The organism is Kribbella sp. NBC_00662, from assembly GCF_041430295.1.
In the GTDB taxonomy this organism is placed as follows: domain Bacteria; phylum Actinomycetota; class Actinomycetes; order Propionibacteriales; family Kribbellaceae; genus Kribbella.
The window spans coordinates 4,224,370-4,243,743 of sequence record NZ_CP109029.1 but is presented as its reverse complement, the minus strand read 5'-3'; the positions used below and the strand labels follow the sequence as shown (position 1 = coordinate 4,243,743).

Sequence of the window (19,374 nt, the reverse complement as noted above, 5' to 3'; positions counted from 1 at the left end):
GATCACTTCGGTGGAGGTTGTCGACGTCCGCTTCCCGACCTCGCTGACCCGCGACGGTTCGGACGCGATGAACAAGGACGGCGACTACTCAGCGGCGTACGTCGTGCTGCACACCGACGCTCCCGGACTGTCCGGGCACGGCTTCACGTTCACCATCGGCCGAGGCAACGACCTCTGCGTCGAGGCGGCACGCCAACGCGCCCAGCCGCTGCTCGGTCGTGACGTCGCCGAACTCTGCGGCGACCTCGGCGGCATCTACCGCGAACTGCAGTCCGACAGCCAGTTGCGCTGGCTCGGCCCGGACAAGGGCGTCATCCATCTCGCCCTGGCCGCGGTGATGAACGCGGTCTGGGATCTCGCCGCCCGGCTGGCCGGCGCACCACTGTGGCGACTGCTGGCCGAGATGTCACCCGAGGAACTCGTCGAGGCCGCCGACCTGCGCTACCTGAGCGACGTCCTGACGGCCGATCAGGCGGTCGAGCTGCTGGCCCGCCAAGAAGGGGGCCGAAAGCAACGAATCGAGGAGCTCGAGGCCTCCGGCTACCCGTGCTACACGACGTCGGCCGGCTGGCTCGGGTACTCCGATGCCAAGCTGCGCAGGCTCTGTGAAGAGGCCGTTGCCTCCGGCTACAAACATGTCAAGCTCAAGGTCGGCGCCGATCTCGACGACGACATCCGGCGCTGCGGTATCGCCCGCGAGGTGCTCGGCCCGGACGGTCACCTGATGATCGACGCGAACCAGGTCTGGGAGGTCCCGCAGGCGATCGAGTGGATCAAGGCGCTGGCCGAGTTCGACCCGCTCTGGATCGAGGAGCCCACCAGCCCCGACGACATCCTCGGCCATGCCGCGATCCGCAAGGCGGTCGCCCCGATCGGCGTCGCCACCGGCGAGCACGGTATGAACCGGGTGCTGTTCAAGCAGATGTTCCAGGCCGGTGCCATCGACTACTGCCAGCTCGACGCGGCCCGCCTCGGCAGCGTCAACGAAGTACTCGCGGTCTACCTGCTCGCGGCCTGCTTCGACGTACCGGTCTGCCCGCACGCGGGCGGCGTCGGCCTGTGCGAACTCGTGCAGCACCTGGCGATCTTCGACTACGTCGCGGTCTCGGGCAGCCTCGACCGCCGGGTCACGGAGTACGTCGACCACCTGCACGAGCACTTCGTCGACCCCTGCGTGGTCCGGGACGGTGCGTACGTGCTTCCGGACATGCCCGGTTACAGTGCCGAGATGCACAGGGAGTCACTACAGACGTACCGCTTTCCGGACGGCACCTACTGGTCGGCCCAGGCAGAACAGGAACCACTGCCATGACCCCTGGCAAGGTGGTCGACGGAGTGCGCCCGGCCGGCATCTCGCAGACCGACGTCGTGATCGAGGGCATCCGGCAGCTGATCATCGACGGCGAGCTCCGGCCGGGCGACCGGCTGCCGGTCGAGAAGGACCTCGCCGCGGCGCTCGGCGTCTCCAGGAACCCGCTGCGGGAAGGGGTTCGCGCGCTGTCGATGATGGGCGTGCTCGAGACCCGGCAAGGTGACGGCACCTACGTCACCAAGCTGGATCCGTCGATGCTGCTCGCACCGATCGGCTTCGTGGTCGACCTGCAGGACCGCAGCGGAACACATCATCTGCACGCGGTACGACGGGTCCTCGAGACCGAGGCGGCCGGACTGGCAGCGCGTCAGATCGCGCCGACCGAGCTCGAGGCTGCCGCCGAACTGCTGCGCCACAACGAGACCGAACTGCGGCTCGCCGAACCCAATCACGAGACCGTGATCGAGAACGACATCGCCTTCCACCGGATCATCGCGGACGCGGCCGACAACCCGGTGCTCGCCGCACTGATCAACGCGCTGGGCGGACGCACGATGCGCGACCGCCTGCGCCGATCGATCACCCAACCGGGCGCCGACGAGACCGCCCACGGCGAGCACCTCTCGATCCTCGCCGCGCTGACCGCGCACGACCCCGACCGGGCCCGGATCCGGATGGCCACCCATCTGTTCACGGTCGAGGACTACCTGCTCGAGACCCGCCGCCGCACCGACGACGAAACGAGACCTGTGGATGAATCTCCTGCGCTGGAGCAGTCCTGACCTGACCCTGACGTTCGCGCTCGACGACGGTCCGGTGCGGCTGATCGGCGTAGGCTCCCGAGCCGACGGGGTGGTTCCCGGTCAGCCGCTGGTCGAGGTCTCGGCGATCGGGTCCGGACTCTCGCCGAGCACCTACCGGCACGTCGACACCACCCTCGGGCAGCAGCTGCGCTACGTCAGCCACGACGAAGGCGACGGCACCTTGCGCATCGTCCAGGAGGAGCCGGACTCCGGTCTGCGGATCGCCAGCGTGTTCGAGGCGGGAGCCGGCGTACGCGCCTGGTCCGAAGCCTCGATGACGGGACCCGGCACACTCGAGCTGACCTTCCTCTCGTCCCTGGTTGTCGGCCTTCCGTCCATCGACGCCGAGCTGTTCACCGCCGCCAACAGCTGGATGGCGGAGAATCGTTGGTCGTCCCACGCATTGCGCTCCGAGGCGCTGGCCGACATCGTCAGCGACGCGCATCATCACGTCGCCAGGAGCCGGTACACGGTGACCAACAGCGGTTCCTGGTCGAGCGGGGAACGGTTGCCCATCGGCGTCCTCCTCGGACCGTCGTACGCGCTCGGTTGGCAGATCGAGCACAACGGGCCGTGGCACTACGAGCTCGGCGAAGCCAGGCGCGGCGGATACCTGCTGTTGAGCGGACCGACCGACCAGGAGCACCAGTGGTCCGTCGAACTCACCGCAGACAAGCCGTTCACGACCGTGCCCGTCTCGCTCGTCGCCGGTGTCGACCGGGACAGCGTGTTCGCCGCCCTGACCCGGCAACGCCGGGCGATACGTCATCGGCGTACGGCCGACGCCCGCATGCCGGTGATCTTCAACGACTACATGAACACCCTGCTGGGCGATCCCACGACCGAGAAGCTCCTTCCACTGATCGACGCGGCCGCGAGCGTCGGAGCCGACTACTTCTGCATCGACGCCGGCTGGTACGCCGAAGGCGACTGGTGGAACACCGTCGGAGCCTGGCAACCGTCGACCACCCGCTTCCCGAACGGGCTGGCCGAGGTCATCGACCGGATCCACTCGCACGGCATGACGCCCGGCCTCTGGCTCGAGCCCGAGGTGATCGGCGTCCGCTCACCGATCGCCCACGAACTACCGGACGAGGCCTTCCTGACCCGCCGCGGCCGCCGCGTCGCCGAGTCCGGCCGCTACCTGCTCGACCTGCGCAGTACGGCCGCCCGCAAGCATCTCGACGCGACGGTCGACCGACTGGTTCACGACTTCGGCATCGGGTTCTTCAAGTTCGACAACAACACGATGACCGGTCCGGGCACCGACAAGGACGGTACGTCGCTCGGCCACGGACTGCTCGAACACCAACGAGCACTGCTCGACTGGCTGGACGATCTTCACACCCGGCACCCCGACCTGCTGATCGAGAACTGCGCGTCGGGCGCGATGCGGATGGACTACGCGATGTTGTCCAGGCTGCACCTGCAGTCGACCTCGGACCAGGAAGATCCGTTGCTCTACGCACCTATCACGGCGGCCGCTCCGGCCGCCGTACTGCCCGAGCAGGCCGGCCACTGGGCGTATCCGATCAGCGGAACCACACGCGAAGCGTTCACGTTCGCGCTCGTCAACGGCATCCCCGGCCGCCTGTACCTGTCCGGCCACCTCAACCGCATGACGCCGGCCGAGCTCGACCTGGTCCGGTCCGCCCTGACCGCACATCGCGTGATCCTCGAAGATCTCGACACGCTCGTGCCCACCTGGCCGCTCGGACTCCCGACCTGGACCGACGATTGGCTCGCCCTGTCGCTCGACGGCCCGGACGTCTCCTACCTGACCCTCTGGCACCGCGCGCCGGGACCCTCCACCGTCACCCTCGCCCTCCCGCGAGCGACGATCGATCCCCACTTCCCCACCGAGAACACCGACTGGACCTACACCTGGACCGACGACACCCTCACTGTCACAGCGAACTCCCCCGAACCATCCGCACGCGTACTGCGCCTCACGCGCTCATGACGCCCGAGGCGGCGCCGTGCTCTCCCGGACCGTGAGCGACGTGGCCAGCTCGATCCGGCTGGCCTCGCCGGAGTCGGTGCCACCGTCGATGATCACCTGCACCGCCATCCGCGCCATGTCGACGAGACGCTGCTGCACGGTGGTCAACGGCGGCGTCACCCAGTCGCACGCAGCCAGATCGTCGAACCCCACCACGCTGATGTCTTCGGGGATGCGGACGCCCCGCGACTGCAGGGCCTTGTAGGCGCCGAAGGCCTGCAGGTCCGTTCCGGCGAAGATCGCGGTGGGCGGCTCGGGCAGGTCCAGCAACTCGAGCGCCGCGGCCCGGCCGCTCGGCGGGAAGTGATCGCCGAAGCGCAGCAGGTCTGGATCGGGAGTGATGCCTGCGCGTTCCAGCGCGGCGCGATAACCGCCCAACCGGGCCTGTGTGCACAGCAGGTTCGGCAGGCCGGCGATCATTGCTATCCGGCGATGCCCCAGCTCGACCAGGTGCTCGGTCGCGGCCAGGCCGCCGGCCCAGTTGGTCGCCCCGATCGACGCGATGTTCGGATCCGGATCGCCGATGGGATCGATCAGCACCAGCGGAACGCCCAACGCATCCAGCCGCTCACGCTCGGCGCTGCCCAGATCGGAGACCGCCAGCAGGACACCGTCGGAGTGCCGGCCGGCAAGGTTGTCCAGCCAACGCTGAGCATCGGCCTGGGCGCTGTGTACGGCGGAGACCACCAGCCCGATGCCGGCTTCCCGGCAGGCATCCTCCGCACCCCGGATGATCTCGACCGACCACGGCGTCGCCAGTTCCTTGATGACCAGGTCCACCAGCCCGGCGCGCGGCTGCTTCCCGCTGGGCCGTCGTTGGTAGTTGTGCGACCGGAGCACCTCGCGGACCCGCTCGCGGGTCTCCGGGGCCACCTCCGAACGGCCGTTCAGAACTTTCGACACGGTCGGAGCCGAGACACCGGCGGCTCGGGCGATGTCGGCGATCTTCACGCGGTCCGCCTTGGCCACAGTGACTCCCTACAGAAATTTTCGGGGCCCGTCCCGACATTTTACACGCGCCGGGTTCCACCGTGGGTCCGCGCGAGTTCACACCTCGACGGTGTCGAGATCTTGACGCGGATGCGACCGGACCTTAGCGTTCGAGTCGAAAGATTCTGAAACTTTCACCGCATTCTTCTCACGCGGCTCCGCGGGCCCATCCTCCGCCCGCGCCCCCGCCACACAGGCGCACCACCGCTGTCCGCCTGCCCGCTGTCAGCAGTTCTCCCGTTGGCCGTGCCGCTGTGCGGTGCGCAGTTGGAGAGGGTTGTCATGAATCGTTCCTTTCGCCGCCGGTCCGCGGTGGCATCCATCGTCACCGCCCTTGCCGTCGTTGCCGGCGTGGCCGGTTGTGGCTCGTCCGGACCGGGATCGAGCGGCGGCGCCGACAGCGCCACCGCGTGGATCCTGACCGGTCCGACGGAGGCCACCTTCAGGGCGTCGTTCGACGCCTGGAACAAGGCCCACCCGGACGAGCAGATCAAGGTCCAGTCCTTCGAGAACGACGCCTACAAGCAGAAAGTCCGCAGCGCCGTCGGCGCCGGGCAAGCACCGACGCTGATCTTCGGCTGGGCCGGAGGCATCCTGAAGTCGTACGTCGACGCGGGCGCCGTCGACGACCTGACCGGTTCGATCGGCTCGGACACCACGGGACATTTCCTGCCGTCGGTGACGAAGGTCGGGCAGATCGGCGACAAGCTCTACGCAGTACCGAACAACGGCGTGAAGCCGGCGGTCATCTACTACAACAAGGAACTCTTCCAGCGGATCGGTGCGCAGCCGCCCACCACCTGGGACCAGCTCCTCCAGCTCGTCCCACGGTTCAAGGCCGCCAACATCGCGCCGATCACGGTCAGCGGGCAGGACAAGTGGCCGTTGCTGATGTGGGAGGAGTACCTGGTCGACCGCATCGGTGGACCGGATGTCATGCGGCGAGTGCTCGCCAACACTCCGGACGCCTGGTCCGACCCCGCCTTCATCAAAGCGAACACGATGATCCAGCAGCTCGTCGACGCCGGCGGCTTCGTCAACGGTTTCTCGTCGATCTCCACGAAGACCGGGGCGGACGTCGCGCTGCTGTACACCGGCAAGGCCGCGATGAACCTCAACCTGCCCAGCGCCTACCAGACGATCCAGACCGGTGATCCGTCGTTCCTGTCCGGCGGCAAGCTGGGATACCTCCCCTTCCCGGCAGTTGCCGGCGGCAAGGGCGATGTCAAGAACGTCGTCGGCAACCCGAGCAACTACTGGTCAGTGTCGGCGAAAGCCTCTCAACAGCAGAAGAAGATCGCACTCGACTACCTGCGCGGCGGCCTGACCACCGACGCGTACACGGACGCGCTGCTCAAGATCGGCCTCGTTCCGCCGACAACAGGGGTGCAGGCCAAGCTCGCGTCCGCCTCCGACGCGCCGTACCTCACCACGATCTACGACTCCGCCCAGCAAGCGCCGAGTTTCCAGCTGTCCTGGGACCAGGCGCTGTCACCGGCGCAGGGCGACGCTCTGCTGACGAATCTGCAGCAGGTGTTCCTCAAGCAGATCACGCCGACGCAGTTCTCCGCGAACATGAACAAGACGCTGGGTTCGTGAGGACAGCGTGAACAGCACCCCTCCCCCAACGGGCACCGGGACGGCGCGGGGCTACCGCGCCGGCCCGAGTGCCTGGTGGACGCTGCCCGCGCTCGCGTTCTTCGTGGTCTTCGCCCTGATCCCGCTGGCCGGTGTCGCAGTGCTGAGCCTGATGGCCTGGGACGGTCTCAGCGCTCCGCACTGGACCGGCCTGCGGAACTGGACCCGGGTGCTCGCGGATCCGGTCACCGGCCACGCGGCCCTGCTCAGTCTGAAGATCATCGTGCTGTCGTGGCTCGTCCAGACCCCGCTGAGTCTGTTTCTCGGCATCTTCACCGCGGGCCGGCAGCGCTATCGCAACGTCCTCGCAGTGCTGTACTTCGTCCCGTTGCTGTTCTCCTCGGCAGCAGTGGCGATCGCCTTCAAAGCGATCCTCGACCCGAACTTCGGTATCAGCCGCGCGGTCGGCTGGAGCTTCCTGTCCCGGGACTGGCTAGGCGATCCGCAACTGGTCCTCGCCACGGTCGTCTTCGTGATCGCCTGGCAGTTCATCCCCTTCCACACCCTGCTGTACCAAGCCGGCGTCCGGCAGATCCCGGCGTCGCTCTACGAGGCGTCGATGATCGACGGCGCCGGCCCGGTGCAGCAGTTCCGGTGGATCACGTTGCCGCAGCTGCGGTACACGCTGGTGACCTCGTCGACGCTGATGGTGGTCGGCTCGCTGACCTACTTCGACGTGGTGTTCGTCCTCACCGGAGGCGGTCCCGGCTACAGCACCCGGCTGTTGCCACTGGACATGTATCTGACCGGCTTCTCCGCCAACGACATGGGCGGAGCGAGCGTACTCGCCGCGATCCTCGTGGTCGCCGGGCTGCTGGTGGCCGTCGGATTCACCCGCTTCTCCGGCTTCAACCGGATGCAGAGTCAGCAGGAGGGACTGTGATGCTCGACCTGGACACGCAACCCTCGACGTCCACCGATCTGCCCGTCGAACCCACCGGCACGACCGCCGTACGTCGGTATCGCGGCAACGTCCCCGGAGCGGTCGGAGGCCTTGTCTGGCTGGCGATCGTGATCGTCCCGATCTACTTCATCGTCGTGACGAGCTTCCGCCGGCAGGCCGGATTCTTCGCCGGCAATCCACTCGCACTGCCGACCGACCCGACTCTCGACAACTACGCCGCGGTGATCCAGCACGATTTCGTCCGGTACGTCGCGAACAGCGTGATCGTCACCGCGGCCGCGGTCGCGGCGACGCTCGCGGTGTCGCTGCTGGCGGCGTACACCGTGGTCCGCGGCACCGGCCGGATGGTCCGGCTGACGTTCTCGGTCTTCCTGCTCGGGCTGGCCATCCCGCTGCACGCGACGATCATCCCGCTGTACTACCTGATCACCCGGCTACGGCTCTACGACAGCCTGCTCGGGCTGATCCTGCCGTCGGTCGCGTTCGCGATCCCCGTCACCGTACTGATCCTGGTCAACTTCCTCCGCGACGTACCACAGGAGCTGTTCGAGTCGATGCGGATGGACGGCGCCTCCGAGTGGCAGACGCTCATCCGCCTCGCGCTGCCGCTGGTCCGGCCGGCTCTGGTCACCGTGGCCATCTACGACGGGCTCAACGCCTGGAACGGCTTCCTCTTCCCGCTGATCCTGACGCAGAGCGAGTCCCGACGCGTACTTCCCCTGTCGCTGTGGGCGTTCCAGGGCGAGTTCACGGTGCAGATTCCGGGCGTACTGGCCGCGGTGGTGCTGTCGACCTTGCCGATGGTCGTGCTGTACGTGCTCGGGCGGCGCTACCTCGTCTCCGGCCTGACCGCGGGGTTCAGCCGATGAGCCCCGGCGACGAGGTCGCGCTGACAGTGTTCGGCAGTGAGCTGGTGACGCGGGCCGGGCAGGCAGTCCGGCTTCGCGGGGTGGGTCTGGGCGGATGGCTCAGCATGGAGAACTTCATCACCGGCTACCCCGCGACCGAGGACCTGCAGCGTCAGGCCCTGCACAAGGTGCTGGGCGAGAAGGTTTACGAGGCGTTCTTCGACCGCTTCTACGAGACCTTCTTCGCCGACGCGGATGCGGCGTACCTGGCGTCGCTGGGCCACAACTGTGTGCGGGTGGCAATCAACTACCGGCATTTCGAGAACGACGATGAACCCAGACACCTGAAGGAGGAAGGATTCCGGCTGCTCGACCGTGCGGTCGACATCTGTGCGCGGCACGGGCTGTACGTCGTCATCGACCTGCACGCAGCACCTGGTTTCCAGAACCAGCGCTGGCACAGCGACAACCCGACCCACGTCTCGTTGTTCTGGCGTCACCGTGATTTCCAGGACCGCGTCGTGCACCTTTGGGAAGGGCTGGCGGACAGGTACCGCGGCAACCCGTGGGTGGCCGGCTACAACCTGCTCAACGAGCCGGCCGCCCCGAGCGGCGAGGCCGTCGGCGCGTTCTACACCCGGCTACGTACGGCGATCCGCGCGATCGACCCGGACACGGTGCTGTTCCTCGACGGGAACCGCCACGCGACCGAGTTCGGTCTGTTCGGTGAGCCGTGGCCTAACACCGTGTACAGCGTGCACGACTACGCCCTGGCCGGTTTCGCGGACGCCGGCGACTACCCCGGGGTCTCGCGCGGCCGCTACGTCGACCGGGACGCGCTCGAGGCCAAGTTCCTCGAACGCACGCAGTACATGCGCGAGACCGGAACGCCGCTGTGGGTCGGAGAGTTCGGCCCGGTCTACTCCGGCGACCGGGAGCGCGACGAATCCCGGTACCGCGTGCTGCACGACCAGCTCGCCATCTACGACCGGTACGGCGCCGGCTGGAGTCTGTGGACGTACAAGGACATCGGGCTCCAGGGACTCGTGTACGCCGCGCCCGAATCGCCGTACCTGCGGCAGCTCGCCCCGCTGCTGGCCAAGAAGGCACGACTCGGCGTCGACGCCTGGGGATCCGTGGACACGGGTGTCCGGCACCTGCTCGACCCGATCGAGCAGACCTTCGACACCGAGTTCCCGGACTTCGATCCGGTTCCGTTCGGCCGCCGCCAGTGGATCGCGACGCTGGTCCGGCACATCCTGCTCGCCGAACCGATGGTCGACGAGTTCGCCCGCTCGTTCGCCGGTCTCGGGGTCGAGCAGGTCCAAGAGCTTGCCGACTCGTTTCGGCTCGATCGCTGCCTGACCCGCGATCGGCTCGCCACCGCGGTACGGCTCCGATGAGCCGCCACGCGGTCCGGGCACCACAGATTGACCCGTCCATACCAGCTTTGAGGGAAGGTTGAGGACCAGATGGACAGCACGTCTACCGAAAGCGGCGGCATCACCCGCCGTACCGTAATCCAGGCCTCCATGGCAGCCGGTCTCGTGACCGGACTGTCGGCCACCGTCGGCACCACCGCGTACGCGGCCGATCCGGCGATCAGTGCAGGCATCGACGCCACGAAGAAGTCCGCCCCGATCCTCCCGTACGTGTACGGCGCGTTCATCGAGCACATCGGCACGCTCGTCTACGACAGCCTCTGGTCGGAGGTGTTGGCCGACCGGAAGTTCTACCTCGCGGTCGACACGCTGAGCCCGAACACGAGGAAATGGCGTCCGGTGGGAACGGCCGCCGATGTCACCATGGACACCACGGACCCGTACGTCGGCGCGCAGTCGCCGAAGATCGCGCTGAGCCGGTCCGAGACCCGAGGTATCAAGCAGACCGGACTCGGTCTCGCCGCCAAGGCGTACGTCGGCCGCGTGGTGATCGCCGGCGACCCGGGGACGCATGTCGTCGCCACGCTGTCGTGGGGCGACGGAGCCGGACAGAGCCAGAGCGTGCCGGTCACGGTCAAGAAGGGCTGGGCAACGGTCCCGCTGCGGTTCCGGGTCGGCGCCGCGACGACGACCGGCAGCCTGGAGATCTCCGGCACCGGGACCGGCTCGTTCCGCGTCGGGGCCGTGTCGCTGATGCCCGGCGACAACGTCAAGGGCTTCCGGAAGGACACCATCGACCTGCTCCGCGGACTCGGTGGCTTCTGGCGGTTCCCGGGCGGCAACTTCGTCTCCGGCCACGACTGGCAGAACGCGATCGGTGATCCCGACAAGCGACCGACCACGTTCGACCCGGACCGCAACCAGGCGCAGTCCAACGACGTCGGCACCGACGAGTTCCTGGCGATGTGCGACCTGCTCGACACCGAGCCGTACCCGTGCGTGAACACCGGCTTCGGGTCCGCGCGCGAGGCCGCGCTGATGGTCGAGTACGTCAACGGCGCTCCCGACACCCCGATGGGTGCCCTGAGGTCCGCGAACGGTCACCACAAGCCGTACGGCGTCAAGTACTGGGCCGTCGGCAACGAGATGTTCGGCTTCTGGCAGCTCGGCTACATGACGCCGGCGCACTACATGATCAAGCACAACCTGTTCGCGGACGCGATGCGGAAGGTCGACCCCTCGATCGCGATCGTCGCGGTCGGCGGCTTCCCGGCCAGCATGACGGTCCACCGGCTGCCCTTCTACATCGACCCGAGCAGCCGGCAGATCGTGCAGCCGACGAAGGTGAAGGTCGAGTACGGTTCGCTGACCGACTGGAACCACCGGCTCCTGACCAGCAGCGCCGGTAAGTTCGAGATCATCTCCGAGCACTGCTACGGGACGACCCAGCGCTTCGACCTCGACCAGGGCAAGTACATCAACGTCAGCCCGGCGGAATCGATGGTCGACTCCTGCCGCCGGGGCGCCAACTACATCAAGTCCGTGCGCGAGAACTGGGAGCTGTACAAGCCCGACTTCCCGGCGCTCGAGCAGAACCAGATCAAGGTCAGCATCGACGAATGGGGCTTCCAGAACGCGTCCGGGATGAAGCAGCTGTTCGGCCTGGCGATGATGCTGCACGAGATGTTCCGGGCGAGCGACTTCATCACGATGGCGGCGTACACGATGGGGGTGTCGTGGCTGTCGTACAACAAGACCGACTCGACGTACAGCGGCGCCGGTGTGCTGTTCAAGCTCTACCGGGACCGGTTCGGTGTCACGCCGGTCGAGCTCACCGGTAGTTCACCGCAGCCCGCGCCGAACTACCCGCCGGGCGGCGACCAGCCGAGCGTCAACGCGGGCAGCCCGACCTACCCGGTCGACACGATGGCGACGCTCTCGGCCGACGGCCGGACGTTGACGGTGGCAACGGTCAACGCGACGGCCGATGCCCAGGACATCAACCTCTCGTTCAACGGTTTCAATGCCCGGCCGAACGGCAAACTGTGGCGGCTCACCGGCACCACGCTCGACGCGACGAACAAGGTCGGCCAGGCGCCGCAGGTGACAGTTGCCGAGCTGGCCTTCGACACCCGGAGCAATGTTTTGTCGGCGGCGCCGTACAGCGTCGAGATCCGGTCGTACACCAAGGCCTGACCCGAGCAGGACGATTCCCGCCTCCGTACGCGCGGCCCGGCCGCGCGTACGGGGGTGTCGCTAAGATCATACGTATGGTGAAGGAGTCGGTTCCCGCGGTGCAGTTCCTCCCGCGACGTCTGCCGGTGGGTCGGCTCGGGGTCTCGGTCGTCGCCGAACTCGTGGATCTGATCGTGACGGGCCGGTTGAAAGAGGGCGATCTGCTGCCTCCGGAAGCCCCGCTGAGTGAGCATTTCGGCGTCAGCCGGACGGTGCTGCGCGAGTCGGTGAAGCGACTCGAGGAGAAGGGCCTGGTCACCGTCTCGCAAGGCCGGGGCACGCAGGTGCGCGCGCCGGGGTACTGGAACATGCTCGACCCGGTGGTGCTGTCGGCCCTGATCGACAACGACGAGAGCCTCGGCGTGCTCGACGAGCTGACCGTCGTTCGCGCCAGCCTCGAGGCGGCGATGGCCGGCGCGGTCGCCGGATCCCACAACGCCGACGAGCTCCGACGCCTGGAGAACGCACTGACCGCCATGCGGGAGAGCGAGTCGGAGACCGACTCGTTCCGGCAGGCGGACGTGATCTTCCACTACGCGGTCATGGAGATCTCCGGCAACCGGCTGGCGGAGAACATCGCCAAGCACATCTACAAACGAGCCGTCGAGTCCAGCCGGTACCAGGGCATCAACCCGCCCGACGCCGTGGAGCTCACCCTCAAGGAACACGAGGAGATCGTCAAGGCCATCGGGCGGAACGACGTGGCCGCCGCCGAGAAGGCCATGCATGCTCACATCCACGGGTCGTGGGAGCGCCGCCGGCTGTCCGACCACGCTCCCCGACCGCGCGGCCGGAAGCGGAGTCAGAAGAGGTCGTAGACCTCGGCGGCGCTACCACCGAACACCCGCTCGCGTTCGGCCTCGGACAGCTCCGCCAGCAGTTTGTCGACAGCAGACCTCCAGGCCGTCGCCCCGCCGCCGAGTTCGGCCAGCGGCCAGTCCGATCCGTACAGCAACCGATCGGGTCCGAACGCGTCGAGAGCGATCGACACCCGGTCGGCCAGATCCTCGGCACGCCACGATCCAGGCGCCAGGCCGGAGATGAGGCCCGACACTTTCGCGACGACGTTCGGCCGGCGCGCCAGTTCGCGCAGCCCGGCCACCCATGCCCCCGTGTCCTCCCCGAGGCCGGGTGGACCACCGAGGTGATCGAGCACGAAGCGCAGCGCCTCGTGACGACCGCTGACCAGCGCCGCCTGCGCGAGTTGCCAGTCGCGGACGACGAGATCGAAGCAGAGCCCCTCCCGATCGAGTACGCCGAGGCCGCGGGCCACGTCGTCCCGCAACATCCACTCCGGATCGGGATCGATGTGGACCAGATGCCGCACACCCACGACGGGAACGGTCGCGTTCTCGCGGATCCGGTCGAGCTGGGGATCGACCTCCGCAGTGAGGTCGACCCATCCGACCACGCCCGCGACCACCGCCGGATCCAACCGGGCGAGCCGGACGCTCTCCGCCAGGCTGTTGCTCGACTGGACGACCACCGCACGCCCGAGTCCCGTCGACGCGAGCATCGCAGCCAGGTCGGACGAGTCGAAGTCGCGCGCGATCGGCGCCATGGTCTGCGGATCGATCCAGTCCTGCGGGTCCAGAGCTCGATCCCACAGGTGCACGTGGGCGTCGATACCTCCGGTCATTCGAGGTGCCACACTTCGTCGACCGGCTGCCACAGCGCGCCGGGAATCCGCTCCTCGGCAATCCTCACCTGACACGGATCGGTGTGCGTCCACCACTCCTGCGAAGTCGGGTCCTCCGCGATCCGTTGCATATCGGCATCGTGATCGTCGCCGACGTACTCGTAGTACGCGAACAAGATGTCACCGAACACGAAGATGCTGTAGTTGCGAATGTTGCACTCGACAAGTTTCTGCTCGACCCCCGGCCAGACCGTGCGGTGCAGGGCCAGGTACTCTTCGCGCTTCTCGGGACGCACCCCCACGACGAGGGCCCGGCGCTCCGGCGCGCGCGTCACGAGACCGGCCTCAACGGCACCGCGGGTACGTCGATCACGTCGGGCTCGGCCACCAGCCGCAGCGCAGCACGCTCCGGCCGGATGTGCGGTCCGGTCGACGCCGGCGCGATCGCCGCGGAGCCGGCCGGTGACAGCTGGGACTCGTCCACCGTGATGCCGAGGCCCGGGCGGTCGCCAAGGATGATGCCGCCGTCGTCGAACTCCTGGTCGACGTCCAGACCTACCGGGAAATGGAGATCCTGGACCTCGTACGTCAACAGGTTCGGTACGGCGGCCGCCGCGTGCGCGATCGGATTCGTGTTGTACGCGACGGGGCTCACCGGCAGGTCGTGTCCGTGCGCGAGCGTCGCCACCCGGAGGAAGTGGGTGATGCCCCAGACGTTGCCCACCTGGACGACGTCGAGAGCCTTGGCATCGAACAGCGGGCGATACTGCTCGAGGCCGGTCAGGTTCTCGCCGCTGGCGATCGCAGCACGAACCTTGCCGCGCAACGCGGCCAGTCCGGCCGCATCCCAACGGCGCAATGGCTCCTCCACCCAGGTGAGGTCGAACTGCTCCTCGATAGCGCCCACGTACCGGGCGGCCTGGGCCTGGTTCCACGCCTCGTTCGCGTCGAACATCAGCGCGGGCCGGCGGGAATTGCGGCTCAGCACGTCGCGGACGATCTCCAACCGCGGCAGGTCACGGTCGAGGTCGCGGCCGCCCTTGAGCTTGCCCGCCTTGAACCCTCGGTCCGCGAACCGGCCGTAGAGCTCGGCGAGCTCCTCGTCGGTCAGGCCGTACTCGAGGCCGGACGCGTATCCGGGAACGAAGCGTTCACGCGCCCCGAGCGTCCGCCAGAGCGGCTCGTCGGCCGCCTTCGCCTTGAGATCCCACAGGGCCGTGTCGATCGCCCCGATCGTGCCGAACACCGGTCCGGCATGACCGGCCTTGAACACCCAGTCGAGCATCCGGTCGTACAACGCCACGACCGATCGCGGGTCCTCCCCCTCGACAGCGGGGAAGACCCGGGCAATGTCGGTGTGCGCGCCGACGCCCACTCCTTCGATACCGGCGTCGGTCTCGACGATCAGCACCGGGACCGGCGTGGTGTCGCCGCTCTGTACGCCGTTGACGTCGCCGGTGACTCTCCCCCAGTCGTGAACCGTGCTCAGACTGCGATATCCAGTGATCTTCATAGATGGTCCTCCTTGTGGGCCGGGGCGGTCATTCCTTGGTTCCTCCCGCTGTCATTCCAGCGACGAGGAACCGTTGGGAGAAGAGGAAGACGATCAGCACCGGCAGGATCGAGACGATCGTGGCCAACGCGAGAGTGGGCAGCTGGACGGAGTCCGATCCCGCCGAGCTCGGATTGAACGCGGGGGTCGCGGCCAGCAGCGAGGTGAGCCCGACCTGGACCGGGTAGCCGTCACTGGACGGCAGCATCACGAACGGCAGGAAGAAGTTGTTCCAGTTCTGCACGAAGCTGAAGAACGCGACCAGGGCGACGATCGGAGCGCCGAGCGGGAGCGCGATCCGGGTGAAGACCTGGATCTCCGTGCAGCCGTCGATGCGGGCTGCGGCGAGCAGGTCACGCGGGATGCTCGTCGAGAAGTAGATATAGGTGAGGTACACGCCGAAGGGGAAGAAGGACATCGGCAGGATCACCGACAGCGGACTCCCGATCAGGCCGATGCCGTTCAGTTCCAGGAAGATCGGCAGTACCAGCGCGGTGCTCGGGATCAGCATGACGACCAGGGTCAGCACCAGGAGTGCCCTGCGGAACTTGAACTCGGTGAGCGCGAGTGCGTACCCCGCCGGGATGCTCACGATCAGCGTGATCACCAGAGCGCCGACCGCATAGACGGCGGAGTTGGCGATCCAGGTCGTGACCGCCCCGTCCTGGAAGTCGAACAACTGGTTCCAGTTGGAGACGAAGTCGTGCCACGACCCGATCGAGAACGGGTTCGAGACGGTCAGCGCCTTGGCGGACTTGGTGACCGAGAGCAGCAGCCAGACGATCGGGATGGCGAAGAAGAACACGAAGAGGGTCAGCACGACGCCTGCGACGGCTTGTCCGCTCCAGCCCCGGAGGTTCGCCCGGCAGCGTTCGGTGGAGAGTGCCGGCATACTCATTCCTTCTCGAAGAGGCCGCCGCGGGTCACGAACACCCACGACAGCAGGAGTGCGACGACCAGCAGGATGAGCGAGATGGCGGCGGCACCGTTGAAGTCGTTCTGCTGGAACGCGTACTGATAGGCGAGCTGGTTCAGCGAGTAGTCGTTCGGGACCACCGCGTTGCTGGCCTGGCTGAGCAGTTGCGGTTCGACGAACAGCTGCGTGCCGGCCGCCAGCGACATCACGCCCATGTAGGCGATCCACTTCCGGAGCAGCGGAAGCTGGATCCGCAGCGCGATCTGTACGACGCTCGCGCCGTCGACCTGGGCCGCCTCGATCACCTCGGTGCTGATGTTGTTCAGCGCCCCGTACATGATCACGATCCAGCCGCCCGCGCCGGTCCAGAACGCGATGATCGCGAAGACGACCGGCAGGTGCCCGGGCTGGATGACCGCGACGAAACTGTCGAACCCGAACGCGTGGAGCAGACCACTGACCGGGCTGGCGGTCGGATCGAGGATGAACAGCCAGAGCAGCACACTCGATGCGCCGGCGAGAGCACCGGGCAGGTAGTACACGAACCGCAGGGCCGTACTCGCCCAGCGAACCCGGACGGCGTGCACGAACAACGCCAGGCCGACGACGAAGACGACCAGCCCGATGAGCCAGATGACGAGGTAGAGCGTCACATGGAGCACGGCGGGCCAGAACCGGAAGTCGCCGACGACCTTGGTGAAGTTGCTGACGCCGGCGAAGCCTCCGTCGGCGTTCGTGAACGCCAGCACGACGGCGTACAGCGATGGAACGACCCCGAAGGCCAGCGCGAGCAGCGCGTAGAGCGACACGAAGGCGTAGCCGATCGGCGTGCGACCGGGAGCCCGGCCGTCGGGCCGGGCCGGCCGCCGGCGCTCTGGGGCGCCGGCGGTCAGCTGGTCGCTCGGTGGAGCGATGGTCATTTCAGTTCACCGAGTATCCGTTGACCTTGGCCTGGTTCTCGATCGCCTGCTGCCAGGTCGGCAGCAGGTCGACGAGCGACTTGCCGCCGGTGACCGCCGTGGTCATCGTCTTCGCCCAGATCGCTTCCTGGCTGAAGATTCCGTAACCCCAGCCGTCCCAGACCTGCGAGGCGGCGGTGACCACGGGCTGCATCGAGGTCGCGAAGTACTTGCTGGACTCCTGCTTCGCGACCCACTTCTCGGCGGCCGGCGCGTACGCGGGGTATCCCGGTGCGACATTCACCTGGTAGTCGTCGGCAGTCGTGACGAACTGGACGAACTTCTCCGCGGCCGCGAGGTTCTTGGAGTGGCTGGAGATGAACCACGTCCCGCCGCCGACGTTGCCGGTGACAGCCTTGTCCTCGCCCTTCCACGGCAGCGGGTCCGCGATGCCGAGCTGGCCGGCGGGCACGTTGAGGGACTGCGGGTTGTTGAAGATGGCCCCGGCGTACCAGGCCGGTCCAGGCATCATCAGCACCTTGCCGGAGTACTTCTTCACGAACTCCGGGGTGAAGACGCTGACGACGGGGACGGTTCCGTTGCCGCGGAGCGTGTCGAGCATCGACGCCGCCCGCTTGCACTCGGTCGTGTCGGTCTTCACCGTGACCGCCTTGGGACCGGTCACGTCATTGGCCTGGCACTTGCTGGCCCACATGAAGACCTCGGGCGTCCAGGCGTCGCCGGCTGTCCCGATGATGTATCCCGGGTGCTGCTTGGCCACCTTCTCTCCGAGCGCCTGATACTCCTCCCAGGTGGTCGGAACGGCGTACCCGAACTGGTCGAGCAGCTTCTTGTTGTACCAGAGCACAGCCTGCGCGAGGTCGTTGCGCAGGCAGTACACCTGGCCGTCGACCGTGCAGGGGTTCAGCGATCCTTCGGTGAACTTCGCGAGCGTGTCACCAGGAACGAGGCCTTTGTTCAGTACGGCGGCGAAGGCCTGCTTGCCGCCGCTCTTCTGACTGGCCCACGCCGCGTCGTTGTTCTGGCTGGAGAAGACGACGTCCGGCCAGCCGCTGCCGGCCCGGTCGAACAGCTGCATCTTCGTCCGGAACGAGTTGGACCCGTTCGCCGAGCCGTCGTACGAGACGACCTGGATCTTGGTGTCCGGATTCGCCTTCTGGAACGCCTTCGCAGCGGCCTGACGGTCGGCGTCCACCCAGACCGTGATCGTCGAGGAGGTGTCCTGCTTGGCTTCGGGGAAGCCGCGCGACCCGCTCGCCGTGCTGGTGCCGCTGCCGCACCCGGCGAGGGCCAGGAGCGCGGTTGCGGCCCAGACCCCGGCGACGATCAACGCCGACCTGCGCCGCGTTGGAACCGCCGTGTGGATTCCGACCATGAGCTGTCCTTGTCTTGTCGACCCCGGTGACGACCGGAGTGGATCGTGGCCCGACTATAGGGCATACGTATGACGTTTTACCATTGCGGTCGTCACGTGAACAGAGGTGAAGCGGGTCAGCGCCCGAGCCACCCGCCGTCGACCGGAAGGATCGTCCCGGAGACGTAGCGAGCGGCGTCCGAGGCCAGGAAGACGGCGGCGCCCGCGATGTCGTCCGCCGTACCCCATCGCCCGGCCGGGATCCGCTCGAGGATGGCCCGGGAGCGATCGGGATCGTCCTGCAGCGCCTGGGTGTTGTCCGTCGCGATGTAGCCGGGAGCGATCCCGTTGACCGTGACGCCGCGGCCGGCCCATTCGTTCGACAACGCGCGGACCAGCCCGGCCACGCCGGACTTGGCGGCCGTATAACCGGGCACATTGATGCCGCCCTGGAACGACAGCAGCGAGGCAGTGAAGACGATGCGGCCGTACTCCGCCTGCAGCATCCTCCGGCCCAGGATCTGGCTGAGCACGAACGCGCTGGTGAGATCGACCTCGAGCACCTCGTCGAATCAGTCGAGCGGATGCTCGGCAGCGGGCGCACGGCGGATGGTTCCGGCGTTGTTGATCAGGATGTCCACCTGCCGATCGCCCGCGGCAAGCCCTTCGGCGAACTCGATCACCGCCGCGCGATCGGCGAAGTCCACGCGATACCCGGAGAAGTCACGGCCGAGACTACGGACGCGGTCGCCGATCGCTTCCGAGGCGGGGTCGAGGGTCGCCGACACCGCGACGATGTCGGCGCCGGCAGCCGCCAGCGCCTCGGCGACAGCGAACCCGATCCCGCGCTTCGCACCGGTCACCACAGCGAGGCGTCCG

16 protein-coding genes and 1 pseudogene are annotated in these 19,374 nt (G+C 67.4%); 9 read left to right on the top strand and 8 right to left on the bottom strand.

The window, feature by feature from the left end; genetic code table 11:
• The first annotated feature begins 10 nt into the window (after positions 1-10).
• The 3 genes from OHA10_RS21415 to OHA10_RS21405 are packed head-to-tail and all read left to right on the top strand — an operon-like array spanning position 11 to position 4,078.
• Entirely contained in the window at positions 11-1,312 is a 1,302-nt protein-coding gene (locus tag OHA10_RS21415) for an L-fuconate dehydratase (protein WP_371400528.1), read from the top strand.
• Positions 1,309-2,094, top strand: coding sequence for a FadR/GntR family transcriptional regulator (locus tag OHA10_RS21410; protein ID WP_371400527.1), 786 nt, complete (start codon positions 1,309-1,311; stop codon positions 2,092-2,094). Before OHA10_RS21415 ends, OHA10_RS21410 begins: the two co-directional genes overlap by 4 nt.
• A complete protein-coding gene (locus OHA10_RS21405) occupies positions 2,066-4,078 on the top strand; it encodes a glycoside hydrolase family 36 protein (protein WP_371400526.1) in 2,013 nt (670 codons plus the stop codon). Before OHA10_RS21410 ends, OHA10_RS21405 begins: the two co-directional genes overlap by 29 nt.
• Here OHA10_RS21405 and OHA10_RS21400 read toward each other — a convergent pair.
• Positions 4,073-5,086: a LacI family DNA-binding transcriptional regulator gene (locus OHA10_RS21400; RefSeq protein WP_371400525.1), complete on the bottom strand. Its 1,014-nt coding sequence runs from the start codon at positions 5,084-5,086 to the stop codon at positions 4,073-4,075. The two genes, OHA10_RS21405 and OHA10_RS21400, sit on opposite strands and share 6 nt — an antisense overlap.
• Before the next feature lie 303 nt (positions 5,087-5,389).
• On the opposite strand from OHA10_RS21400, the gene OHA10_RS21395 reads away from it, so the two are divergent.
• The 6 genes from OHA10_RS21395 to OHA10_RS21370 all read left to right on the top strand — a co-directional run bounded on the left by OHA10_RS21395 (position 5,390) and on the right by OHA10_RS21370 (position 12,932).
• Positions 5,390-6,706, top strand: coding sequence for an extracellular solute-binding protein (locus OHA10_RS21395; protein ID WP_371400524.1), 1,317 nt, complete (start codon positions 5,390-5,392; stop codon positions 6,704-6,706).
• A 7-nt stretch (positions 6,707-6,713) separates the two neighbouring features.
• Positions 6,714-7,628 carry a carbohydrate ABC transporter permease gene (locus tag OHA10_RS21390; protein ID WP_371400523.1) on the top strand — a complete coding sequence of 305 codons (915 nt, stop codon included), beginning with the start codon at positions 6,714-6,716 and terminating at the stop codon, positions 7,626-7,628.
• Positions 7,628-8,518, top strand: coding sequence for a carbohydrate ABC transporter permease (locus tag OHA10_RS21385; protein ID WP_371400522.1), 891 nt, complete (start codon positions 7,628-7,630; stop codon positions 8,516-8,518). The genes OHA10_RS21390 and OHA10_RS21385 overlap by 1 nt, the downstream gene beginning before the upstream one ends.
• Positions 8,515-9,900: a glycoside hydrolase family 5 protein gene (locus OHA10_RS21380; RefSeq protein WP_371400521.1), complete on the top strand. Its 1,386-nt coding sequence runs from the start codon at positions 8,515-8,517 to the stop codon at positions 9,898-9,900. The genes OHA10_RS21385 and OHA10_RS21380 overlap by 4 nt, the downstream gene beginning before the upstream one ends.
• A 69-nt stretch (positions 9,901-9,969) precedes the next feature.
• Complete coding sequence (locus OHA10_RS21375; protein ID WP_371400520.1) at positions 9,970-12,075, top strand: hypothetical protein; 2,106 nt, start codon at positions 9,970-9,972, stop codon at positions 12,073-12,075.
• Positions 12,076-12,149: 74 nt separating this feature from the next.
• Positions 12,150-12,932, top strand: coding sequence for a FadR/GntR family transcriptional regulator (locus tag OHA10_RS21370; RefSeq protein WP_371400519.1), 783 nt, complete (start codon positions 12,150-12,152; stop codon positions 12,930-12,932).
• On the opposite strand, the gene OHA10_RS21365 is transcribed toward OHA10_RS21370, so the two are convergent.
• The 7 genes and pseudogenes from OHA10_RS21365 to OHA10_RS21335 all read right to left on the bottom strand — a co-directional run bounded on the left by OHA10_RS21365 (position 12,917) and on the right by OHA10_RS21335 (position 19,358).
• The gene (locus OHA10_RS21365) at positions 12,917-13,753 is read right to left on the bottom strand and encodes an amidohydrolase (RefSeq protein WP_371400518.1); all 837 of its coding nucleotides are present in this window, start codon (positions 13,751-13,753) and stop codon (positions 12,917-12,919) included. The two genes, OHA10_RS21370 and OHA10_RS21365, sit on opposite strands and share 16 nt — an antisense overlap.
• Positions 13,750-14,088, bottom strand: coding sequence for an L-rhamnose mutarotase (locus tag OHA10_RS21360; RefSeq protein ID WP_371400517.1), 339 nt, complete (start codon positions 14,086-14,088; stop codon positions 13,750-13,752). The genes OHA10_RS21365 and OHA10_RS21360 overlap by 4 nt, the downstream gene beginning before the upstream one ends.
• The gene (locus OHA10_RS21355; protein ID WP_371400516.1) at positions 14,085-15,266 is read right to left on the bottom strand and encodes a mandelate racemase/muconate lactonizing enzyme family protein; all 1,182 of its coding nucleotides are present in this window, start codon (positions 15,264-15,266) and stop codon (positions 14,085-14,087) included. The genes OHA10_RS21360 and OHA10_RS21355 overlap by 4 nt, the downstream gene beginning before the upstream one ends.
• A gap of 28 nt (positions 15,267-15,294) precedes the next feature.
• Positions 15,295-16,197, bottom strand: coding sequence for a carbohydrate ABC transporter permease (locus OHA10_RS21350; RefSeq protein ID WP_371400515.1), 903 nt, complete (start codon positions 16,195-16,197; stop codon positions 15,295-15,297).
• A gap of 2 nt (positions 16,198-16,199) precedes the next feature.
• The gene (locus OHA10_RS21345; protein WP_371400514.1) at positions 16,200-17,141 is read right to left on the bottom strand and encodes a carbohydrate ABC transporter permease; all 942 of its coding nucleotides are present in this window, start codon (positions 17,139-17,141) and stop codon (positions 16,200-16,202) included.
• 1 nt (position 17,142) lies between these two features.
• Complete coding sequence (locus tag OHA10_RS21340) at positions 17,143-18,516, bottom strand: ABC transporter substrate-binding protein (protein WP_371400513.1); 1,374 nt, start codon at positions 18,514-18,516, stop codon at positions 17,143-17,145.
• 116 nt (positions 18,517-18,632) lie between these two features.
• Positions 18,633-19,358: pseudogene (locus OHA10_RS21335) on the bottom strand (SDR family oxidoreductase).
• Positions 19,359-19,374: the final 16 nt, after the last annotated feature.

Coding starts and splice junctions, on each gene's coding strand:
- OHA10_RS21380 (WP_371400521.1), top strand. CDS start 8,515: ATGAGCCCCGGCGACGAGGTCGCGCTGACAGTGTTCGGCAGTGAGCTG.
- OHA10_RS21385 (WP_371400522.1), top strand. CDS start 7,628: ATGCTCGACCTGGACACGCAACCCTCGACGTCCACCGATCTGCCCGTC.
- OHA10_RS21405 (WP_371400526.1), top strand. CDS start 2,066: ATGAATCTCCTGCGCTGGAGCAGTCCTGACCTGACCCTGACGTTCGCG.
- OHA10_RS21350 (WP_371400515.1), bottom strand. CDS start 16,197: ATGCCGGCACTCTCCACCGAACGCTGCCGGGCGAACCTCCGGGGCTGG.
- OHA10_RS21375 (WP_371400520.1), top strand. CDS start 9,970: ATGGACAGCACGTCTACCGAAAGCGGCGGCATCACCCGCCGTACCGTA.
- OHA10_RS21345 (WP_371400514.1), bottom strand. CDS start 17,141: ATGACCATCGCTCCACCGAGCGACCAGCTGACCGCCGGCGCCCCAGAG.
- OHA10_RS21370 (WP_371400519.1), top strand. CDS start 12,150: ATGGTGAAGGAGTCGGTTCCCGCGGTGCAGTTCCTCCCGCGACGTCTG.
- OHA10_RS21395 (WP_371400524.1), top strand. CDS start 5,390: ATGAATCGTTCCTTTCGCCGCCGGTCCGCGGTGGCATCCATCGTCACC.
- OHA10_RS21355 (WP_371400516.1), bottom strand. CDS start 15,266: ATGAAGATCACTGGATATCGCAGTCTGAGCACGGTTCACGACTGGGGG.
- OHA10_RS21340 (WP_371400513.1), bottom strand. CDS start 18,516: ATGGTCGGAATCCACACGGCGGTTCCAACGCGGCGCAGGTCGGCGTTG.
- OHA10_RS21410 (WP_371400527.1), top strand. CDS start 1,309: ATGACCCCTGGCAAGGTGGTCGACGGAGTGCGCCCGGCCGGCATCTCG.
- OHA10_RS21365 (WP_371400518.1), bottom strand. CDS start 13,753: ATGACCGGAGGTATCGACGCCCACGTGCACCTGTGGGATCGAGCTCTG.